This is a genomic window from Chryseobacterium caseinilyticum (assembly GCF_014837145.1).
Classification (GTDB): Bacteria; Bacteroidota; Bacteroidia; order Flavobacteriales; family Weeksellaceae; genus Chryseobacterium; species Chryseobacterium caseinilyticum.
The window spans coordinates 31363-51876 of the sequence record NZ_JACYFS010000001.1; the positions used below are offsets into that span (position 1 = coordinate 31363).

Genomic DNA, 20514 nt, shown 5'->3' on the forward strand with positions numbered 1-20514 from the left:
TAGATCTGGTTTGAAAATTACACAAAAGTAGTGGTTTGTGCCAAAATAAATTTATTTAAATTTGAGTAAACTAATAACCTTAAAAACTTACTGTCATGGATCTTAAACTCCTGGAGATTGCTATAAGTCTCATTTTCATTTATCTGCTGTTAAGCATTTTTGCAATGGTCATTATGGAAATCATTTCTACGTTGTGGCGTATGCGTGGTGAACTTTTGAAAGACAGTATTAAAAAATTGCTGTTTACAATGGATAAAAATAGTAGCGGAATAGAAAATTTTTACCAACAGCCCATTATCAAATTTCTCGGAGATAATGCTACAAGCTGGATCTGGCTTGATAAACTCTTTAATTTAGACCAGAAAAAAATGCCTAGTTATATGAAAGCTGAGGATTTTTATGATAATCTTCTAAGCTATCTCAATAAAAATCAGTTTTCAGATGATCTTAAAAATATTGAAGATACTATCGGGAAAAACCAGTTTTTATCGGATGATGCCAAAAAGCATTTGCAGTTTTTAATACATAAATCAAACGGAGAAATTACACTTTTTAAAGCCAGCATCGAGCGTTGGTTTAATGAAACCATGGAGAGAGCAAACAGTTGGTATTCCCGTCAAGTACAGTATTTTCTTCTTTTGATTGGTTTTGTTTTAGCCGTTTTTGTTAACGGAGATACCATTGCTATTTTCAAAAAACTTGATCAGGATCCAAAACTTCGTTCAGAAATTGTACAGAGGGCGGAGCAATATGTCAGGGATAATAAAACCGTTCCGCCAGGTGGTGTTTCAGCAGAAAACATGAATGAAATCAACGAGAAAGTTCATAGCGAATATATTAAATTGATGAGCGAATCACAGGATATACTTAACTGGAAGGTGAATGAGTTTGAAGACCTCAATAATCTGGAGAAAGTTCTCAAGATTTTAGGCTTTTTAATTACGGCTACCGCCATTAGTTTGGGCTCTAATTTTTGGTTTGATATGCTGAAGAAGGTGATCAATATCCGTACTCTTGGAAAACCAACACAACCAACACAAAAATAAAATCTAAGCCATGAATTTAATTACTATACTTGTGTTTATTACTGCGTTTGTTGTGGTAATGTTAATTATCATTAAAATTTGGGAGGCTAAATTTTTTAAACCTAAACAAATTCAGATTTCTCTTTATAAAGATGAGTTGGATGAGATGATGACTAAGCCTGAGAGAAAGATAAAAAGCATCTATTATTTTATCCCGAGAAAAAGTGTAGAATGGTTTAATCTTCCTGGCCTTCTCAATACTTTCAAAAGAGTGTCACTTTCTACAGATACACTTTCTATCATTGACAAAAGAGAGGTTCAGGACAGTTTCGGAAAAGATTTTAGTGAAGTTCCCTTTCAAAGGCAGTCAGAAAATAAATCAAATGGTGAAAAAGCATTTTGGTTTGATTTTACAGCAGATACCGGAGACAGTTTCGATTCTACAATGAATGTTTTTTATCCTCTCACTCGTGATAGAATTTCTTACCAATACGGAAAAGATTTTATAGAGCTTGACAGGGCAGATATGTTGGTGCTTGGTGGAGATTTGGTTTACCCCGACGCAACAGAATCTAATTATATCGATAGATTTAAAGGACCAATACGGTTATTATTTCCTGGAGAAAATAAGAATCTGAGAGAAGAAGGAGAGCGTTTTGCAAAAAATAATACTTTACTCGTTGCTACTCCTGGTAATCACGATTGGTATGACGGTTTGAATGCTTTTTTCAGAATGATGTGCCAGCAGAAAAAGATAGGATATTATCAGACTATTCAGCAGAGAAGCTATTTTGCATATAAACTTACCGACAAGGTTCATATTTTAGGTATTGATAATCAGCTCATGGGAGATGTAGATATTCCTCAGCTGGAATATTTCGTAACCTACGTAGCAGAATTGTCACAAAAGTTAAAAAAAGCTAAAAGTAAACTTAAGCAGTATTTTATTCTTTTAATTGCTGAACCCAACTGGTATGGCTATGTTGCAGAAGATCGTGGCAAAAGAAGACAACGAATGGACAGCCTGGAATATTTTATAATGGAAATAAAAAAAACTGCCAAATATTCTCATGTATTAAAAGAAAATCCCGATTTTCAAATCGAATTTAAAATGATTTTGTGCGGAGACATACATCATTACGCCCACTATGAATTTTTTCCTGAAAGCGATGAAGAAAAAATAGATATTCAACATTTGGTAACCTCCGGCGGCGGCGGTGCCTTTGGACATTTTACTGATTTTCTCGAGAATAAGATAAAAATTCCTGATTTTACCACACGATTTGGAGACTTCGTTAATTATAAATTAAAAAAAACCTATCCAAGTGTAGAAAATTCTAAAAAATTAAACCATTACAATTTACTTTTCCCATTTTATAATATTTGGTTTACGGTAATGCTTATTGTTATTGCATTTATCAGCAGCTATATTTACGTTCACAATGATGGCTTTTTCCTTCGCAGCCTTGCTTTGCTTATAATACCTGTAATTGTTACATTTATTGTGTATAAAGTGGCCTCGCCGGAACGCTCACGAAAAGAGCTTTGGACAGATATTTTTTTGTACATCGTTATGTTTTTGTCCTCACTTTGCCTGCAGTTTTTGATCATGAGAGATTTATACGACAGCATGACGATACGGGATTTTAGAATTGGAACTTTTTTATGTAATATAAATGAATTTTTATTCAATCATTTCAAGATAGATGAAATCAAAGCTAATGAGTTTTTTAATTTTAATGAAAAAAGAACTGTAGTGTTTTTTTGTTTAGGAATTTTACAGTCGTTTTTCTTTGGGTTTTACCTCTGGTTCAGTTATCGGTTTTTTGGAAAACACGTTACGGAAGCATCCAGCAGCAAAGTACAAAAGGATAAAAGAAATTTTTTAAAGTTTAAAATTACAGATTCGCAAATTACCGTTTACAGCATCGGAATTGAAAAGTGCTATCCGTGGAAATCACTTTTGAAAGGAAAAAAAGCAGTGGATTTACAGAAAGAAATTTACAAATCGCAGGAAAATCCGGATGCTTTTCTCAAAGAGAAATTCGGAGATATGTATGATAAAAGTGACTATAAAATCATTGACGAATTTAGCATTGATTTAAATTAAAGAAAATTTTAAATATTTTCATTTTAAAAAATTGAAAAATAACCTCACAAAAGAATTTATCTATCACCACGTTTATTGATTCTAAATAGCTAAAATTTCCGTAAATTTGTGCTCAATTTATATTTTTATGTTGACTAAAGAAAAAGTTCAGGATTTCCTTAAAGAAATAGAAGTAGATGACTTGGTAACAAACTTTCAGGTAATGGGCAGCGATGTGTACATCGATATGACCGCTCATTCACCGGCAATGCACGAAAAAAAGAAGCTTGAGGCAGCAATGAAACAGGCTTTTGCAAGTGAATTTGGAGAAGAAATTAATTTAAAACTTAAAATAGTTTCTCCTGAGCCAAGTGAAGTTCAGCTAAGTCAGATCAAAGGAAAACAGATCCCTGGAATTCAAAATATTATTGCCATCGCATCCGGAAAAGGAGGTGTTGGTAAGTCTACAGTCGCTGCGAATCTTGCGGTAACTTTAGCGAAAATGGGTTTTAAAGTTGGAATTTTAGATGCCGATATTTACGGACCGTCTGTTCCTACAATGTTTGATACAGAAGGGCAGAAGCCTATTTCTGTTGACGTGAACGGAAAAAGCTTAATGAAACCAATCGAAAATTACGGTGTGAAAATGCTCTCCATCGGATATTTTTCAGGAGCCAATCAGGCAGTAGTCTGGAGAGGTCCAATGGCTTCAAAAGCGTTGAACCAAATGATCAGAGATGCAGCCTGGGGAGAACTTGATTTCTTACTGATCGACCTTCCTCCGGGAACTGGAGATATCCATTTATCTATCATTCAGGAAGTTCCGGTAACGGGAGCGGTGATCGTAAGTACGCCTCAACACGTTGCTTTGGCGGATGTGAGAAAAGGAATTGCCATGTTCAATATGGAAAGTATCAACATTCCGGTTCTTGGACTCATAGAAAATATGGCTTATTTTACGCCGGAAGAATTACCTGACAATAAATATTATATCTTTGGAAATCAGGGAGCGCAATATCTGGCAGATGATTTAAATATTCCTGTGTTGGGAGAAATTCCGTTGATTCAGAGCATCAGAGAAGCTGGAGATGTGGGAAGACCTGCAGCGCTTCAGGAAAATTCAAAAATTGCAGAAATTTATACAGAAACTGCAAGAAAAATGGTAGAGAGCTTAGTAGAAAGAAACAAATTTCTACCGCCTACAGAAGCCGTGAAAATCACGACAATGGCAGGTTGCTCACCCAAAAAATAAATAATGATTTCAAATTAAATTTTGAAAAACCAAATTCGAATATGGAGACAAATATAGCACACGAACAAACTGTAACCAAGGTAATGGAAGCTCTTGAAAGCATTCGTCCGTTTTTGAACAAAGACGGTGGCGATATAGAGCTTTTGGATGTGAAAGATAATACCGTTTTTGTAAAACTTCTGGGAAACTGTTCAGGTTGCTCTCTTAATTTCTCAACTTTGAAATTAGGGGTAGAAAATACCATCAAGCAACACGCTCCCGAAATTGAAAAGGTAGTGAATGTAGAATAAAAAATACAACAATATATTTTTTAAAGACAGACTTTTTGGGTCTGTCTTTTTTTGTTGTAAAACGTTTGATGCGAAACCTTGACAAGGTTAATCTGCAAGGTGATGGTAATCTTGACAAGGTTTATATTGAATGATAGCTGTAAATTTCAATAGGAACGGGCTTTAGCCCGTTTTCCAATTGCACATTTAAATGGCTTTAGCCAAAATTTATTTTTTAGAACTAATGTATGACTCAATCTCAACAAGGCTTTCATGGAATTTTTCCAAACGGTGATTGTCATCCACTTCAATTAATTTTACATTATTTAAATCTTTTTCAAAAAGCCAGTTCTGACCTAAAACCGAATCTTTTTTAGTAGCAATTATCAGAGCATTTTCAGGATTATTAAATTTCTGCAATTGTGGAATCAATGTTTCGGGAAATTCAAAATCAGCAACTCGTTCGTCAATATTCAGAAGCGGACTGCTTAAAATCAAAATTGAATTTTTACCTTTCTTCAATCTTCTTTCACGAAGTTGATAAGCGAAATTTGCTCCGGTAGAATCTCCTACTAAGATTGGATTATCAATATTTTCCAATTTCAATTCGGCTTCATCGAGAAGTTCGGAAATGTTGCTGTCGTTTTTCCACTCAACAAAATCGTAATTGAATTGGTCTTTAAAATGATCTTTTAAATTGATAAATTTTCTGGAGTGCTGGTCTGAACCGAGGCCGTGGATGTAGAGGAGGGTGGGTTTCACGATACGTTATAGATTTTATTGAATTTAAATTTAAAAATACAAATTTTCAGATAGAAAAGATGCTCAATTGTATTTAAAAAACACATAAGATAGTTTTATTCTGACTCCGAAAACCTAGTCAGAGTTTTTCTTTTATGCTTAATTTTCACGTGCTTAATTTTTTGGTTTTTCTCACCTGGTTTTCCAAGATTTATCTCAATAGTAAATTATCCTGACAAGTTTTTTCGGGTAACAAAAAGTGCAGTGTTTAATTTTTTTTAATAGAATTTTGCTTTTTAACGAGCATAGAGCGATCATATAGCGATGATATACCGATCATAGAGACGTAATAGGATTAAAATCTTTTAAATTTAAGAACTGTTTAACTTTTTCTGAGAGCTGAAATTTTTTTAAGATTACCTCGACAAGATTGATTAGCAACGAATCTTAATCAAACAAAAAAGCCCCGGAAAATTCCAGGGCTTCAACAAAATCAAATATGAAATTTTACTTCACAATTACTCTTTTTACTTCACCTTCTGAAGTTTTTATTAAATAAACTCCGGTATTGAGTTTTGAGGTGTCGATGGTTAAGGCAGATTTTTCTTTTCCAAGAAGTTTCCCGCTCATATCGTAGAGTTCATAACCCTGAGCTCTGTTGAAATACAGAGTATTTCCTTTGTTCACAGGATTCGGGAAAATATTGAAAGTTGCTTTTTCAGTTTTTACTTCACCTGTTGATAATGTTGGTGAAAGGGCAACTTCGTACATCGATAATGTCCCACTGATCTCGTTGGCAACGATGACGTAGGCTTTTCCATTGGTCATATTTGCGGCAGGAATGAAAGTGATTCCTTCCGGACCGTTGTCGCCACCAAATGCAGATGTGGATCTTGAATGTTTGTAATCAACAAATGTTACATTGTTCGCATCTGTCACGTTGTAGACCATCACGCCTCCGGTTCTTTCCAGAGTGATGAATGCGAAAGTCTGTCCGTTGATGTTTCCCAAAGTAACGCCTTCCGGTTCAGGACCTTTTGCACGGCTTCGGGTTTTTGCTCCGTTGGCTTCGTTGTCGGCATTGAAAATCAATGGATGGTAGGCTGCGGTGTGTCTTTCAAACTGATCTCCACTGTCGAAAACGATTTGTTTTGTATCTGCGTTAAAAATGGAGAATGATCTCGCTCCCAAAGCATGGATTTCTTCGAAATCGGTGTCTCCATCGGTGTTTCCATTCACATTCGTTACTCTGAATCTTCCTAAATTATGCGAAGCTTTTAGAATCGAAGCATTCGGGAACAGGTTTGAATCTAAGGTATATCCATTTGCTCCAACGGTTGTTCTTTCGCTGAATCCTCCCAGATCTTTTTCGTCACCTTCGTTGGCGGTCACCAGATAATTGGTGTTTCCAATTTTGTATGAAGCCATTGCATCCGGATTATAATATGCTTTTACAGGCCAGTTGGCGATTAAAACTTCACCGTTATTGTCTGAAGCATCGAAACCATTTCCCGGAAGACTCATGTCTTTTTTACCTAATCCCCAAATTCCGGTTAACGCTTTTGTTGTTAAATTAACTTCGATAACCGCATTATTTTCCTGACATGAAACCCATGCTTTCTGGCTGTCCGGACTGATCGCGATATATTCAGGTTCAAGATCCTGAGCCAAAGTGCTGGTCGATTTTGCTTTTCTTCCTCCGGTCGCAGCTAAAGTAGCTTCCTGTCCATTAAACTGAGTGAATCCAAGTGTTGTTACACTCGTCTGCGTCAAAGCCTGGATTCCTGCTACCGTTAAAACAGGTACATCGATAATAGTTATTGAACCTTCCGGATCTACCGTGTAGGCATCGTTCGGTTCGCCTTCGTTGGCGGTCATTACTTTAGTTCCGTCTGGGGTGAAAGTAATCATATCCGGAAGAACGCCCACTTCAAGTTGTTTCAGGAAAACACCGTTGATATCGAAAAACACCACTTTACCGTTCCCCTGAGGATTTGTACCGTTGGGAGAAGCGACTGCAATGATTCCGTTCTTTACAGCAATGCTTGTGATTCCACCGTACGGCAACATATTGACAGTCTGGATAACCGTTGGGGTAGTAGGATTTGAGAAATTTATGATGTCAAAAACGTCTGTTAAAGAACTGATGGTAAAAAGTCTTTGTGTGGCAGCATCATGAACTACAATTTCTGTTGAACTTGTGCTGTTTCCTGAAGGATCAAAACTACCGATGTAATTTAATGAAATTTGATTGGAAGGAACCGGTGCCGCTTTATCGTTATCAATAATATAAATGGTAGCATTTGCGTCGCCTGTGATTGTTGTACCAACCGGATTTTCAAGTCCAACTACAAAATATTCAGCTTGCTGTTCTTCCAAAGTATCGTCGGTAATCGGAATATTAACGGTAACGCTTGTCGTGGAAGGTGTAATATTGATGGTCTGATTAGCCAATGTATAATCACTGCTGCTTGCAGTGTTGAAAGAGGCAGGTTTTACCACTAAATTGACGGTTGCGTTTGAAGGATTGTTAACGTTGATTTTAAAAGCTAACGTTCCCGCATTTTCATTGACTTTAATTAAGTTTTTCTCCAATGCAATGCTCGTTCCTGCCGTAGTAAAAGTACTTGAAGTCGCTGCTGTTACCGCATTGTCGCTAGTATCTTCAACCAGATTTGGTTTTAAAGCTAAATAGTAAGCCTGATTTGGAATCAAACCTGCGGTTGGGATAACCGTAATCGCATTGTTCGCAAAAGTTGTAGTGAAAGGAACTAGAGTTCCGGTTGCGTTGTTCAATCTTAATTCAATCAAACTCTGAGCATTGGCGGCAGTAATCGGAGAATTGTCGATTAATCTTACATTTTCGTTGAATGTAATTGTAGGGTTTGCCGTTGTTGAAGCATTGTTCACGTTGTTTGCCGGCAAATAGGCAACGTTTGGTGGAGTAGTGTCGACAACTCCGGCCGGAGTTGCGTCTACAGTGAAATTGTCAAACCTGTTGTTTCCAACAGCACCTCCTGCACCTTGTGCGAATTCTACTTTCAGTTTGAAATTAGGATTATTTGAAACTCCCGCAACTGCAGAAAAATCAAATGTAATCAACTGTGGATTGGCATCCTGTGAAGTGACCGTCTGATAAGGTACAAAAGTAGTTCCGTCTAAAGAGTAAAACCAGTTCTGATTTCCTGCTCCCGATCCCGAACGTCTCGTTGTAAATTTAACAACAACATTATTGTAACCTGTCGTAGGCAAAAGAAACTGTACATTTCCGTTAATCGGATAATTATATCTTAAATGTGTTCCGGAAGCGTCTCCGTTTCTGGCGTTTAAATTCTCAATATTGAAATTTTGGTTGACACCATTTGCGAAATCAATAAAAGTATCTGTGCTTCCTGTTCCTGTGGAAACTGCTGTGATGGAGCCATTCAGAAGTGATGTAGTGGGAGTGGTGATTGCTGCAACGGATGTACTGTTATTAAAATTCCAGTAATGAACCAAAGTGCTCTGTCCCGAAACTGAACCGTAAAATAATGCGGCAATAGGCAGTAAACCTCTCAAAAGATATTTGTTCTTCATTTTTACAATTTATTATTTGTGCAAAAATGAACGTTATAGGTTGTGAGGGTTTTACGGGAAGGTTATGAAATGGTTAAGATTTTGGTTTTATTGGTAGAAATTTTTTAAGAAATTGTTAATTCTTTACAAGATGTATTATTTAATTAAAAAAAATTAATTGGTACTAAAGAAAGATTCTATTGTCTTTATGTTTTGTAGCTTTTACGGTGTCAATACATTTTTTGAATTCTGTATTCTTATAGAGAATTTTTAACAATTCAACTTTAAAATTAAAAATATCTTTGTCGGAAGCGCTCAGTTTACTTTCTTCATTAACTAAGTATGAAATTGATGTATGTGATTTTTGTTTATTATGCTTCTTTACAACTACTATCTCATGAAAATCTGGCATAGTAATAATCTTTGAATCACTAATGTATCTTTCACCTCCTAAGGTATCAATATATTTTTCAAAAAATAATTTAGAAATTGTATTGGTCTCCTTTCGTGATAAAATGATGGTATCTGCGAAGTCTGAAAAAAGGGTATTGAATTTTCCTGATTTAAGATTGTATTCAAAATTATCATCCGAAAAATTGAGTTCGTAATCGTTAAAATGATTTGGATCGTACTTTCTTACATTACTTTTTTTACAGGTAACCATTAAAAAGCATAAAATTAAAAATGTATATCGCATATTTAGATTTAACAATGCTAGAAAATTTGATAACTAATAGGATGCTATCTTTCCCCCGAAACCCTCTCATAAATATTATGAATCAACCCATCCGCGACAGAAATTTTCGGAACAAAAATCTTGTTGATATCTGCCCAGTGCATTACAAAATTGTAGATTTTAAGGGCGTGAACCAAAACATCCGCTCTGTCTTGTCTGAAGCCGTATTTGGTCATTCTTTCTTCAACCGTTAGATCGTTGAATTCTTTGTAAGCCTTCTTCAGGTAAGCGATGGACATGGGTTTGCCGTCTTTGGTTTTGCTCATCGAGAACACTTTGTTGATGTTTCCGCCGGAACCGATGGCTACAATCTGTTTTTTGCTGCTGATGTTGGCCTTGATTTCCTCTTTCATTTCCTTCCAGTTGTCGTCTGTTACAAGGTTATTGAGAAGTCGGATGGTTCCGATGTTGAAAGATTTTTCATAGACCATTTTGTCATTTTCGTAGAATGTTAATTCGGTAGAACCACCGCCAACGTCTACATAAAGATAGGCGAAGTCTTTGTCGAGACCTTCTGCAACGTGGTTTTCGTACACCAAAGTTGCTTCTTCGTCACCGGAAATAATTTCAATGGAAAGATCAGCGTAATTTTTTACTTTTTCAATAATTTCCTTTCCGTTTTCAGCATCACGCATCGCACTAGTGGCACAGGCTCTGTAATGTTCAACTTTATAGACTTTCATCAGATCACTGAAAATTTTCATAGAATCCAGGACCATTTTTTCACGCTCGTCACCAATTTTCCCAAGGGTAAATACATCCATTCCCAATCGCAGAGGAATTCGCAGGAGATTTAATTTAATAAATTCCGGTTTTCCGTTTTGAATTTTCACCTCGTTGATTAAAAGTCGGGCTGCATTACTTCCTATGTCTATCGCTGCAATGATCATGTTGTTGATTGTGTATTTTATTGAATTTCAGTTATTTAAATTAAAATCAAATTTGTTTTAAAATCCGAATTTACAAAAATTAATTCTTAATGGCTGACTTGACGCATTTAAAATCAATTTCAACCATGTTTTCCAAAATTAAGTTTAATTAAAAATAAAGGCTTCGACAGGCTCAGCCTGACACCGTATAACTTAGCGACGTCACGCTGAACCTGTCGACGCGTTGTGATAATAGTACTGGTGTAGATAAATTTTTCCGGTCATTTTTCCACCCTTTAGGGTTGGGGAAAAGAAAAATGCTCTGAAAATTTGGCTTACAATTTTTCTTAAAAATTATATATGCTTCTACGGCGCAGCTTAATGATTTTCTCTTGTAAATCTAAAAATCGAAAGCCTATTTGTCCTTAAAAATTTAATAATCTTAATCTTTCAAAATTACTTTCCACCCGTTTTTGCTTTCAGATATTTGTAGGTTTCAATCTGTGAACGGCATTCTTTTTCACCGTTACTGATGTATTCGTTGCTTAATTTTTTATCTAAAATTCTTGCTTTTACATTATCGCTCAGCTGAATGTCAAGTATATCTTTCAGTTCTTTCTTGAGGTTTTTGTCTGTGATTTTTGCGGCAGCTTCAATTCGGTAATCCAGGTTTCGGTTCATCCAGTCGGCAGAAGAAATGTAAATGTCCTCAGCGCCTTTGTTGTAGAAATACATCACTCTGGCGTGTTCCAGATATTCGTCTACGATGCTGATGGCTTTTATTTTTTCTTTAAAATCCTTCTGATTAATGGCACAGTAAATTCCACGTACAATGATTTTAATAACCACTCCGGCTGCTGCTGCCTCGTACAGTTTGGTGATCAAGGCACGGTCACTTACTGAATTGGCTTTAATGATCATCTGCGCTTTTCTTCCTGCTTTTGCTTCTTCAATTTCTTTATCGATATGATGTACAATTTTTTCACGCATAAACTGCGGACAAACCATCAGATTTTTGCAGGTTTTCAGTACAGAAAGATAATCGTCTTTAGGTTTCTTCAATACTGTGAAGACTTTGTTGATATCTGCCATAATGCCTCTGTCAGAAGTCATAATCAAATGGTCCCCATAGATTCTGGCTGTTTTTTCATTGAAATTTCCAGTGCTGACAAATCCGTATTGTAATGTTTTATTATGAACACGTTTTTTAATAATACAAAGTTTAGCATGAACTTTTTTATCAGGAATTCCTATTAAAACAGTGATTCCTTCCGGCTCAAACATTTCTTTCCATTTTAAATTGGATTCTTCATCAAATCTTGCCTGAAGCTCGAGCATTACCGTCACTTCTTTGCCGTTTCTCGCAGCATAAATTAAAGCATTGCTAATTTTTGAGTTGCTCGCCAATCGGTAAGCTGTAATTTGAATAGATTTCACATCAGGATCCATCGCAGCCTCACGCAAAAGGTCGATTACGGGCGTATATGTGTGGTATGGGAAACTCAAAAGAACATCGTGTTTCAGAATAACATCCGTCACTCTTTCGCCATGCTCAAAAGCCTGGTGCGTAAATGAAGTCCGCTCAACCGGCTTTTTATAATATTCAAAAACATCAGGAAAATCCATAAAATGTTTAAAATTATGAATCTTTCCTCCAGGAATGATGCTGTCTTTTTTGCTTAAATTTAATTTCCGGATGAGCAATTCGAGCATCGCTTTATCCATATCTTTATCGAAAACAAAACGTGTCGGCTTACCTTTCCGTCTGTTTTTCAGGCCTTTTTCTATTTTTTCGGCAAAATTGGTTTTGATGTCGTTATCAATATCCATTTCTGCATCTTTGGTCACTTTAAAAGAGTTGGCAGAAAACTCATCATATCCAAAGTAAGAGAATATATGTGGAAGATTGAATGTGATGACATCTTCTAAAAGCATGACATTTTTTTCCTCTAAATCTTCCGTTGGCAGAAGCACAAACCTTCCCACAAAACGCGATGGAATTTCAATAATTGCATAATTGCTGCGGTAGTTCCAGTCTTTTTTTCTCATGGCAACACCAAGATACAAACTCTTGTCTCTAAGATAAGGCATCGGCGTGTTTTCATGCAGAAGAATCGGAATCACATTGGATTCCACCACTTCATCAAAATACTGTCTCACAAAATTCTTCTGGATGGCAGTCAGATTTTTTGAAGTTTTAATGAAAACCTTCTGTTCTGCCATTTCAACCTGAATTTTTTTCCAGGTCCTGTCGAAATCTGCCTGTTGGGTAATCACAATCTCATTTATTCTCTGAAGAATTTTTGACGGGGGCTGATAAAATGATTCGGCAATCACTTTTTCCTTGAAATCCATCGCACGTTTCAGTCCGGCAACGCGCACTCTGAAAAACTCATCAAGATTGTTTGAGAAAATCCCTAAAAAACGAATTCTGAGGTGCAGAGGCACGTTTTCGTCCATTGCTTCCTGTAAAACTCTTTCGTTAAATGCTAACCATGTAACATCTCTGGGATTAAAATGTAAAGACATATTTGTGTATAAAATTTCTCAAAAATACTAATAAAACCAGTCTTTTTTTTGATTCTTAAGTTAATTCTTAATTAAATTTTTAGTTGAAGAAAAATGAATCTATGGGTGGAAGTTTTTTATATTTTTTTTGTTGGTTCAGACATGAGGATAGATAAGTTTTTTTTGTATTGTGTTTTAGGGAGACAATGGCATTTCAGTGAGCTGAGAATACGAAGTTTTTTGATTAACTCTTTGTGGAATCGACAGTAAGCAAGCTTTAAAAAAAGAGGCTTCGACAGGCTCAGCCTGACACGTGATAAATGCTTATCTCGATTTATATATTATTTTGATCTACAAACGATAAGAATTAGCGCTGTCACGCTGAGCCCGTCGAAGCGTTTTCGCCAGGCAAAAATTAAGTTTAAATCCAAAAAATTCAGCAGTAATAAAATTTTAGTTTAGATATTATCGAAACTTTAAAGATTTAATAATAAAGTGAAATATCTTGTCTTTCTTGTGCTAAGAAAACAGTTTCATCACTGTCATTTTAAGTCAAATCTATTTAAAAATTGTCTGAATTTAAATTTAAAAAATCCAAAACTGTCAATTTGTCATAAAAATTCCCATGGTACAGATATTGAGAAAGTGAGAGTGTTATTACAATTTTAAAAATTAGAAAAAATATAAATATTATGAGTAAAATAATCGGAATCGATTTAGGTACAACAAACTCTTGTGTTGCCGTAATGGAAGGTAAAGACGCTGTTGTAATCCCTAACGCAGAAGGTAAAAGAACAACGCCATCTATCGTGGCTTTCACAGAAGATGGAGAAAGAAAAGTAGGTGATCCTGCTAAAAGACAGGCGGTAACCAACCCGAAGAAAACTGTTTATTCTATCAAAAGATTTATCGGTACACACTTTAAGGAAGATGCGAAAGAGATTTCAAGAGTTCCTTATGAAGTCGTTGCTGGACCAAACGATACTGTAAAAGTAAAAATCGACGACAGAGAATATACACCACAGGAAATTTCTGCAATGACACTTCAGAAAATGAAGAAAACTGCTGAAGATTACTTAGGTCAGGAAGTAACAAGAGCGGTAATTACTGTTCCTGCTTACTTTAACGATGCTCAGAGACAGGCTACAAAAGAAGCTGGTGAAATCGCCGGTCTTACAGTAGAAAGAATTATCAACGAGCCTACAGCAGCAGCTTTGGCTTACGGTATGGATAAAGCTCACAAAGATCAGAAGATCGCAGTGTACGACTTAGGTGGTGGTACTTTCGATATCTCAATCCTTGATTTGGGAGACGGTGTTTTTGAAGTATTGTCTACAAACGGTGATACGCACTTAGGAGGTGATGACTTTGATGATGTAATTATCAACTGGATGGCTGATGAGTTTAAATCTGAAGAGGGTGTAGATCTTAAAGGTGATGCAATCGCTTTACAAAGATTAAAAGAAGCTGCTGAAAAAGCAAAAATTGAATTGTCAGCTTCTGCTCAAACTGAAATCAATCTTCCTTATATTACAGCTACAGCTACAGGTCCTAAGCACTTGGTGAAGACTTTAACTAAAGCTAAATTCGAGCAGTTATCTGCAGATTTGGTAAGAAGATCTATGGAGCCTGTTGCCAAAGCATTGAAAGATGCAGGTTTATCTACTTCAGATATCGACGAAGTAATTTTGGTAGGTGGTTCTACAAGAATCCCGATCATTCAGGAAGAAGTTGAGAAATTCTTCGGTAAAAAACCATCAAAAGGAGTTAACCCGGATGAGGTTGTTGCAATCGGAGCGGCTATTCAGGGTGGAGTTTTAACCGGAGACGTGACAGACGTACTTTTATTAGACGTTACGCCACTTTCTTTAGGTATTGAAACTATGGGTTCTGTATTTACTAAATTGATTGATGCAAATACAACAATCCCTACCAAGAAATCTGAAGTATTCTCTACAGCTTCTGACAACCAGCCGGCTGTAAGCATCAGAGTAGGACAGGGTGAAAGACCAATGTTTAACGACAACAAAGAAATCGGTAGATTTGATTTAACAGATATTCCACCGGCACAGAGAGGAGTTCCTCAGATTGAAGTAACTTTCGATATTGATGCGAATGGTATCCTTAGCGTTTCTGCTAAAGATAAAGGAACAGGAAAAGAGCAGTCTATTAAAATTCAGGCTTCTTCAGGTCTTTCTGACGAGGAAATCGAAAGAATGAAGAGAGAAGCTCAGGAAAACTCTGCAGAAGATGCAAAAAGAAAAGAAGAAGTTGAAATCTTCAACAAAGCTGACGGATTGATCTTCCAGACTGAAAAGCAACTGAAAGAATTCGGTGAGAAATTATCTGCTGACAAAAAAGCAGCTATCGAAACTGCTCACGCAGAATTGAAAACTGCTTACGAAGCTAAAAACGGAGAAGAAGTAAAAGCTAAAACAGAAGCTTTGGATGCAGCATGGATGGCCGCTTCAGAAGAAATGTATGCTCAAGGTCAGGGTGCTGACGCAGGAGCACAACAGACTCAAAATAATGCAGGTGGATCAGAAGATGTACAGGATGCAGATTTTGAAGAAGTGAAATAAGACTTTAATTGTCAACAATATTTAAATATGAATCCTCAGGTGAAAACCTGGGGATTTTTTTTGTTTACTAATGAAGCATTTCAATGTAAATTATTTTGATTGATCATATTAAATATTTGTTAACTCTGTTAATAATGAGTTAATTAGAAATGTTTCACGTCGTTGAGATCTGGGCAGGTAACCGCAGGATAGCTGAAATTTATGATAAGTATACATTTAGAAAGTTAGAATATGAGAAATATCATGTATTTGGATTCCAAATCATTTCTTGGTTTTAATTTCAATGAAAACTAAAAAGTAAATAATTAATAATCCACCAGACAGAGAATGAAGAAATCAATCGTAGCTTTAGGTATTTTATTTGGTACCACAGGTATTATCTTCGCACAGGAAAAAGACAGCATTTCCAACAACAAAACGAAAGATATTGAGGAAGTTGTTGTAATTGCTTACGGTTCGCAAAAGAAGGGAGAAGTGACCGGTGCCGTAGGAAAAGTGAATGCAGCAAGTTTTAAAGACAGACCAATCGCAAGAGTAGATCAGGCTTTGACTGGTCAGATTGCAGGGGTTAAAACCCGTTCCACTACAGGAAAGCCGGGCGAGCCATTAGAAGTGAGAGTGCGTGGTACTGCATCAATTTCAGCAAATAATTCCCCGGTTTATGTTGTTGACGGAATAGTGGTAGACGATATCGCAAACATTTCACCAGATGATGTGCAATCGATTGACGTGCTTAAGGATGCCGCTTCTACAGCGATGTACGGATCCAGAGGTTCTAATGGTGTGGTGATTGTGACAACGAAAAGAGGAACATCAGGCAAACCATCATTTAGCTTTTCTCAGTATTACGGCGTTCAGACAATTGAGAAAAAACTGGATATCATGACGAGCTCAGAATGGATTGATTTTGCTACAGAAGCCATTAACAAAAGATGGGTAGCTTTGGCTCCCGGAAATTTGGCTTCAGACAGTTATGCGAAAAGAGCACAGTATTTTAATCTTGCGAATGCTACAGATTATAATCTTGCCAATATTAATTTCATGATTGATCCTCGTTGGGGAACTAATCAAGTTGCCAATATCGATTGGCAGGATGCATTTTATCGCCCGGCTGCTATTCAAAATTACCAGCTTGCCGTGAGAGGTGGTGGTAAAGGAGTAAAGTATGCAATCTCTGGGGCATATTTCGATCAGGAAGGTCTGGCAATCAATACAGGATTTAACAGATTTAATTTAAGTGCAGCAGTAGACGTTAACCTTACAGATAAACTGAAAGCAGGAATTTCCTTACGTCCAAGTTATTCTAAGAGTTATGGAGCTACAGTTGACGGAAAAGATAACAATGCCCACAAAATGCTGTCGATGGTTCCTGTAGCAGAGGTGAACGCTGGTCTTTATACCAACTTCTGGAAAAATTTACGATACAGATGGGCTGGTTCTACACAAAGTCCAATTGGCCTGATGGAAAATACAACCAATGATACCAATGAATTCAGATTGCTTTCCAGTTTGTATGTTTCTTATGATATTTTGAAAGGTTTAAATTTTAAATTATCAGGAGGTGCAACCAACAATTTTAACATCAATACCGGCTACAACCCAACTTTTGATTTAATCACCAACATACCGGGACAGGTGAGTACGGCAAGCCGCAGAACCATAAACTACAACAGGTATTTGGGAGAAGCTTTATTAAGCTACAAAAAATCTTTCGGAAGTCATGAACTTGATGCTATCGCAGGTTACAGTGCCGAAAATTACAGAACGACATCTCAGTACAACCGGAACAGAGGGTTTCCTAATGACGATCTGAAAACTTTTAACTTCACTCAGTCGGGATCTGTTTTGAATTCTGAATACACAGCTTCAGAGTGGATGTTGGTTTCTATGTTTGGCCGTGTAAACTATAATTACAAAGGTAAATATATGGCTTCGGCAAGTATTCGTAGAGACGGATCTTCAAGATTTGGGTGGAATAATCTTTGGGGAACTTTTGCCGCATTTGGTGGAGGCTGGAAAATCGACAAGGAAGAATTTCTACAAAATCAAAACTGGTTGAGCAACCTTAAATTAAGATACAGCTGGGGTGAGAACGGAAATAATTCCATCGGGGAGTACAGAGCTTTCGGAACACTTGCCGGAGGAAATTATTCTTTTGGAGGAGCGTTATCGAATGGTTTAATTCCAAATACAATCGAAAACCCTGATCTTACGTGGGAAAAAACCAGGTCATCAGATTTTGGTTTTGAATTGGGTTTATTTAAAAGAATTGATTTTACAGCAGATTATTACATCAAAAATACCAACGATCTTCTCTTGCAGGAGCCCATTCCTTCAGTTACAGGATATACAACAATGTGGAGAAATGTGGGTTCTGTACGAAATACAGGTTTAGAATTAGATTTGAATACAAAAAATTTAGTAGGAGCTTTCACGTGGAACACCTCTGCAAACATTGCTTTTAATAATAATAAAGTAACAAAACTTGGCAATAACAATAAGCCCATTCCATCGGGTTATGACAATCTTACCAATATTATTCAGGTAGGTGAGGAGTTGAATTCTTTCTATTTATATGAAGCCATCGGAGTGCTTTCAACTGCAGATATCAACAATGCAAGTGTTGCCAAAACTGTCGGAGCCATTGCGGGAGATGTTAAATATAAGGATGCAAATGGCGACGGGAAAATTGATGAGAAAGACCGTCATATCATTGGTGGACCTACTCCTGATTACTATTGGGGTCTTACCAATACTTTCTCCTATAAGAATTTCGATCTTTCAGTATTTTTTCAGGGACAGAAAGGTGGATATAGCTACGCTCTGTTAGGCCGTGCAATTGACCGCACAAGTATGGGGACAACAAATAACGTAATGGGCAACTGGGCAAACCGCTGGCGTTCAGATGAAAACCCAGGAGACGGAAAAACGCCTAGATTGGATGGTACAACGGGAGGACTTTTAGATACAAGATGGCTTTATGATGCTACTTATATTCAGCTTAAAAATGTTACTTTAGGATATAATTTTGATCAGGATCTGGTAAGTAAACTGAAAATTTCCAATCTTAGACTTTATGTCAGTTTAGAAAACGTATGGAGAAAAGATCATTACTACGGTGGTTACAATCCGGAATCTGTGCAGTCAGACGGAACAGATTACGGTGCATATCCTAATGCAAAAGTCTATATGATGGGCATAAACTTTAACTTCTAAATTTTTTTAAAATGAAAACAATCAATATTAAAAATAAATCTCTTTTACCTTTAAATTTCAACACTTTAGGTAAAGCCTTACTTTTTGGAGCATTAACGTTTGGAACTGTCAGCTGTGAAAAAGACCTGATGCTTGAGCCCGAAAACAACATTACTCAAACTTCTTTTTATACTACAGAATTACAAATCCAGCAGGCTGTCTCCGGAGTATATTCTGCGATGATCAACTCTTCTTCAAGAGGTGGTTTTGACGTTAATTATTATCTTTTAGCTTCCGAAGTCCGTTCCAATAATTTCAATGCTATTTCGCAAAACGGAAACAGAGATTATTTCGCCATCAACCGTTTTCAGGATACTTCTTCTACCGAAGAAATGGCTATTCTTTGGGATGATGCTTATCAGCTCGTGACTTATGCCAACAATATTTTAGCAAGAATAGATGCTGTTCCTTTTGCTGATCCTACAATAAAAGAACAGTACCGTTCGGAAGTTAAATTTTTAAGAGCTTACGCTTATTTTGAATTGATGCGGGCCTTCGGAAAAGTACCTTTGATAGATAAACCTGTAACCCCGAATGAAGCAGCTGCAATACCAAGAACCGATCTTGCAACTTTGTACAATTTTATCACTTCAGAAATTGAAGCATCTGTTGCAGGTTTGAAAAATACCTACGACGCAAAAAATAAAGGAAGAATTACCAAATCCGCAGCTCATGCGATGTTAGGTAGAATTTACCTTACCGGAAACGGATATCCTTTAAACAACAGCTCTTACCTTACCAAAGCTAAAGATCATCTGTTTGCAGTGATTCAGGCTGAGGGTCAGTTTGTAACTTTCGCACCTACTTATGCAGAACTTTTCAAAAGTGTTAACGACAACAAATACCATCTTTTCGAAATTCAGCACATCAGCGGAGGTCTGTCTCAGGGTAGCTATCTGCCAAGTTTTGTTTCGCCAAATTTTGGAGTTAACGATCCTTTATACAACGCGCAAAGCAGTCTTTACAGTTCAGCAGAACTGGGCGTTTCAACATCGCTACTCAATTCTTATGAAACTGGTGATTTAAGAAAAAATATCACAACAAAAACTTCTTTCATTGCACAGAACGGTCAGACCGATAATGCCAATTATTTTATTAAATTCCGTGAGCCAGGAATCACAATCAGTGGTCGTTACGACTGGCCAATCAATTTTCCAATCATCAGATATGCTGATGTGATTTTGATGTATGCTGAGGTTCTCAATAATCAGGGAAGTACAAGTACTGCAGTTCCTTATCTGAACAGAATTCGTCAGAGAGCAGGCCTTGCTGCACTTCCTACATCAATAAGTGCAGCAGATTTTACTACTGCATTGAGAAGAGAAAGAAGATCCGAATTTGCCGGAGAAGGTGTTTACTGGCACGATTTGGTAAGATGGAATACCGGAGTGAGTGTGATTAATGCTGCGGCTGCTGCAAACAACTATAATTTTACGATCACTACCAATGATTATCTGTATCAGATCCCACTTAATCAGGTTCAGATTGCAGGATACGATCAGAATCCTTAAAATATTTTTTCATACTTAAATTGATGATCCCTTCGTTTTTTAGCGAGGGGATTTTCTATAAATTGATTTCAATTAGAACAAATGATAATATTTATTAAAATCAAAATTTTTAAATTGTAGAA

At 36.6% G+C, this 20514-nt stretch carries 12 protein-coding genes; 7 read left to right on the top strand and 5 right to left on the bottom strand.

All coding sequences use genetic code 11. The features are described from left to right. Nucleotides 1–95 precede the first annotated feature (95 nt). The 4 genes from IC610_RS00160 (at nucleotide 96) to IC610_RS00175 (ending at nucleotide 4656) form a co-directional block, all read left to right on the top strand. Nucleotides 96–1046 (top strand): hypothetical protein, encoded by a 951-nt coding sequence (locus IC610_RS00160; protein WP_191734672.1) that lies wholly within the window; start codon nucleotides 96–98, stop codon nucleotides 1044–1046. A 10-nt stretch (nucleotides 1047–1056) separates the two neighbouring features. Beyond that, nucleotides 1057–3135, top strand: coding sequence for a metallophosphoesterase family protein (locus tag IC610_RS00165; RefSeq protein ID WP_191734673.1), 2079 nt, complete (start codon nucleotides 1057–1059; stop codon nucleotides 3133–3135). 127 nt (nucleotides 3136–3262) lie between these two features. Next, nucleotides 3263–4366 carry an Mrp/NBP35 family ATP-binding protein gene (locus IC610_RS00170; protein WP_047445419.1) on the top strand — a complete coding sequence of 368 codons (1104 nt, stop codon included), beginning with the start codon at nucleotides 3263–3265 and terminating at the stop codon, nucleotides 4364–4366. A gap of 41 nt (nucleotides 4367–4407) precedes the next feature. Next, nucleotides 4408–4656, top strand: coding sequence for a NifU family protein (locus tag IC610_RS00175; protein WP_052188000.1), 249 nt, complete (start codon nucleotides 4408–4410; stop codon nucleotides 4654–4656). Nucleotides 4657–4863: 207 nt separating this feature from the next. Here the strand turns inward: IC610_RS00175 and IC610_RS00180 are convergent, their stop codons facing one another. From IC610_RS00180 to ppk1, 5 genes are all read right to left on the bottom strand, one after another. Continuing rightward, nucleotides 4864–5397, bottom strand: a complete 534-nt coding sequence (locus tag IC610_RS00180; RefSeq protein WP_191734674.1) for an alpha/beta fold hydrolase — start codon at nucleotides 5395–5397, stop codon at nucleotides 4864–4866. Between the two features lie 486 nt (nucleotides 5398–5883). Next, nucleotides 5884–8952, bottom strand: coding sequence for a choice-of-anchor I family protein (locus IC610_RS00185; protein WP_191734675.1), 3069 nt, complete (start codon nucleotides 8950–8952; stop codon nucleotides 5884–5886). A gap of 163 nt (nucleotides 8953–9115) precedes the next feature. Continuing rightward, nucleotides 9116–9595: a hypothetical protein gene (locus IC610_RS00190; RefSeq protein ID WP_191734676.1), complete on the bottom strand. Its 480-nt coding sequence runs from the start codon at nucleotides 9593–9595 to the stop codon at nucleotides 9116–9118. A gap of 77 nt (nucleotides 9596–9672) precedes the next feature. Further along, the gene (locus IC610_RS00195; RefSeq protein WP_191734677.1) at nucleotides 9673–10557 is read right to left on the bottom strand and encodes a Ppx/GppA phosphatase family protein; all 885 of its coding nucleotides are present in this window, start codon (nucleotides 10555–10557) and stop codon (nucleotides 9673–9675) included. 435 nt (nucleotides 10558–10992) lie between these two features. Next, nucleotides 10993–13065: a polyphosphate kinase 1 gene (gene ppk1, locus IC610_RS00200; protein ID WP_056077964.1), complete on the bottom strand. Its 2073-nt coding sequence runs from the start codon at nucleotides 13063–13065 to the stop codon at nucleotides 10993–10995. A 671-nt stretch (nucleotides 13066–13736) separates the two neighbouring features. On the opposite strand from ppk1, the gene dnaK reads away from it, so the two are divergent. From dnaK to IC610_RS00215, 3 genes are all read left to right on the top strand, one after another. Beyond that, nucleotides 13737–15626: a molecular chaperone DnaK gene (dnaK, locus tag IC610_RS00205; protein WP_191734678.1), complete on the top strand. Its 1890-nt coding sequence runs from the start codon at nucleotides 13737–13739 to the stop codon at nucleotides 15624–15626. Nucleotides 15627–15953: 327 nt separating this feature from the next. Continuing rightward, a complete protein-coding gene (locus tag IC610_RS00210; RefSeq protein ID WP_191734679.1) occupies nucleotides 15954–18842 on the top strand; it encodes a SusC/RagA family TonB-linked outer membrane protein in 2889 nt (962 codons plus the stop codon). Nucleotides 18843–18853: 11 nt separating this feature from the next. Continuing rightward, on the top strand, nucleotides 18854–20392 hold the full coding sequence (locus tag IC610_RS00215; RefSeq protein WP_191734680.1) for a RagB/SusD family nutrient uptake outer membrane protein: 1539 nt from the start codon (nucleotides 18854–18856) through the stop codon (nucleotides 20390–20392). Nucleotides 20393–20514 lie beyond the last annotated feature (122 nt).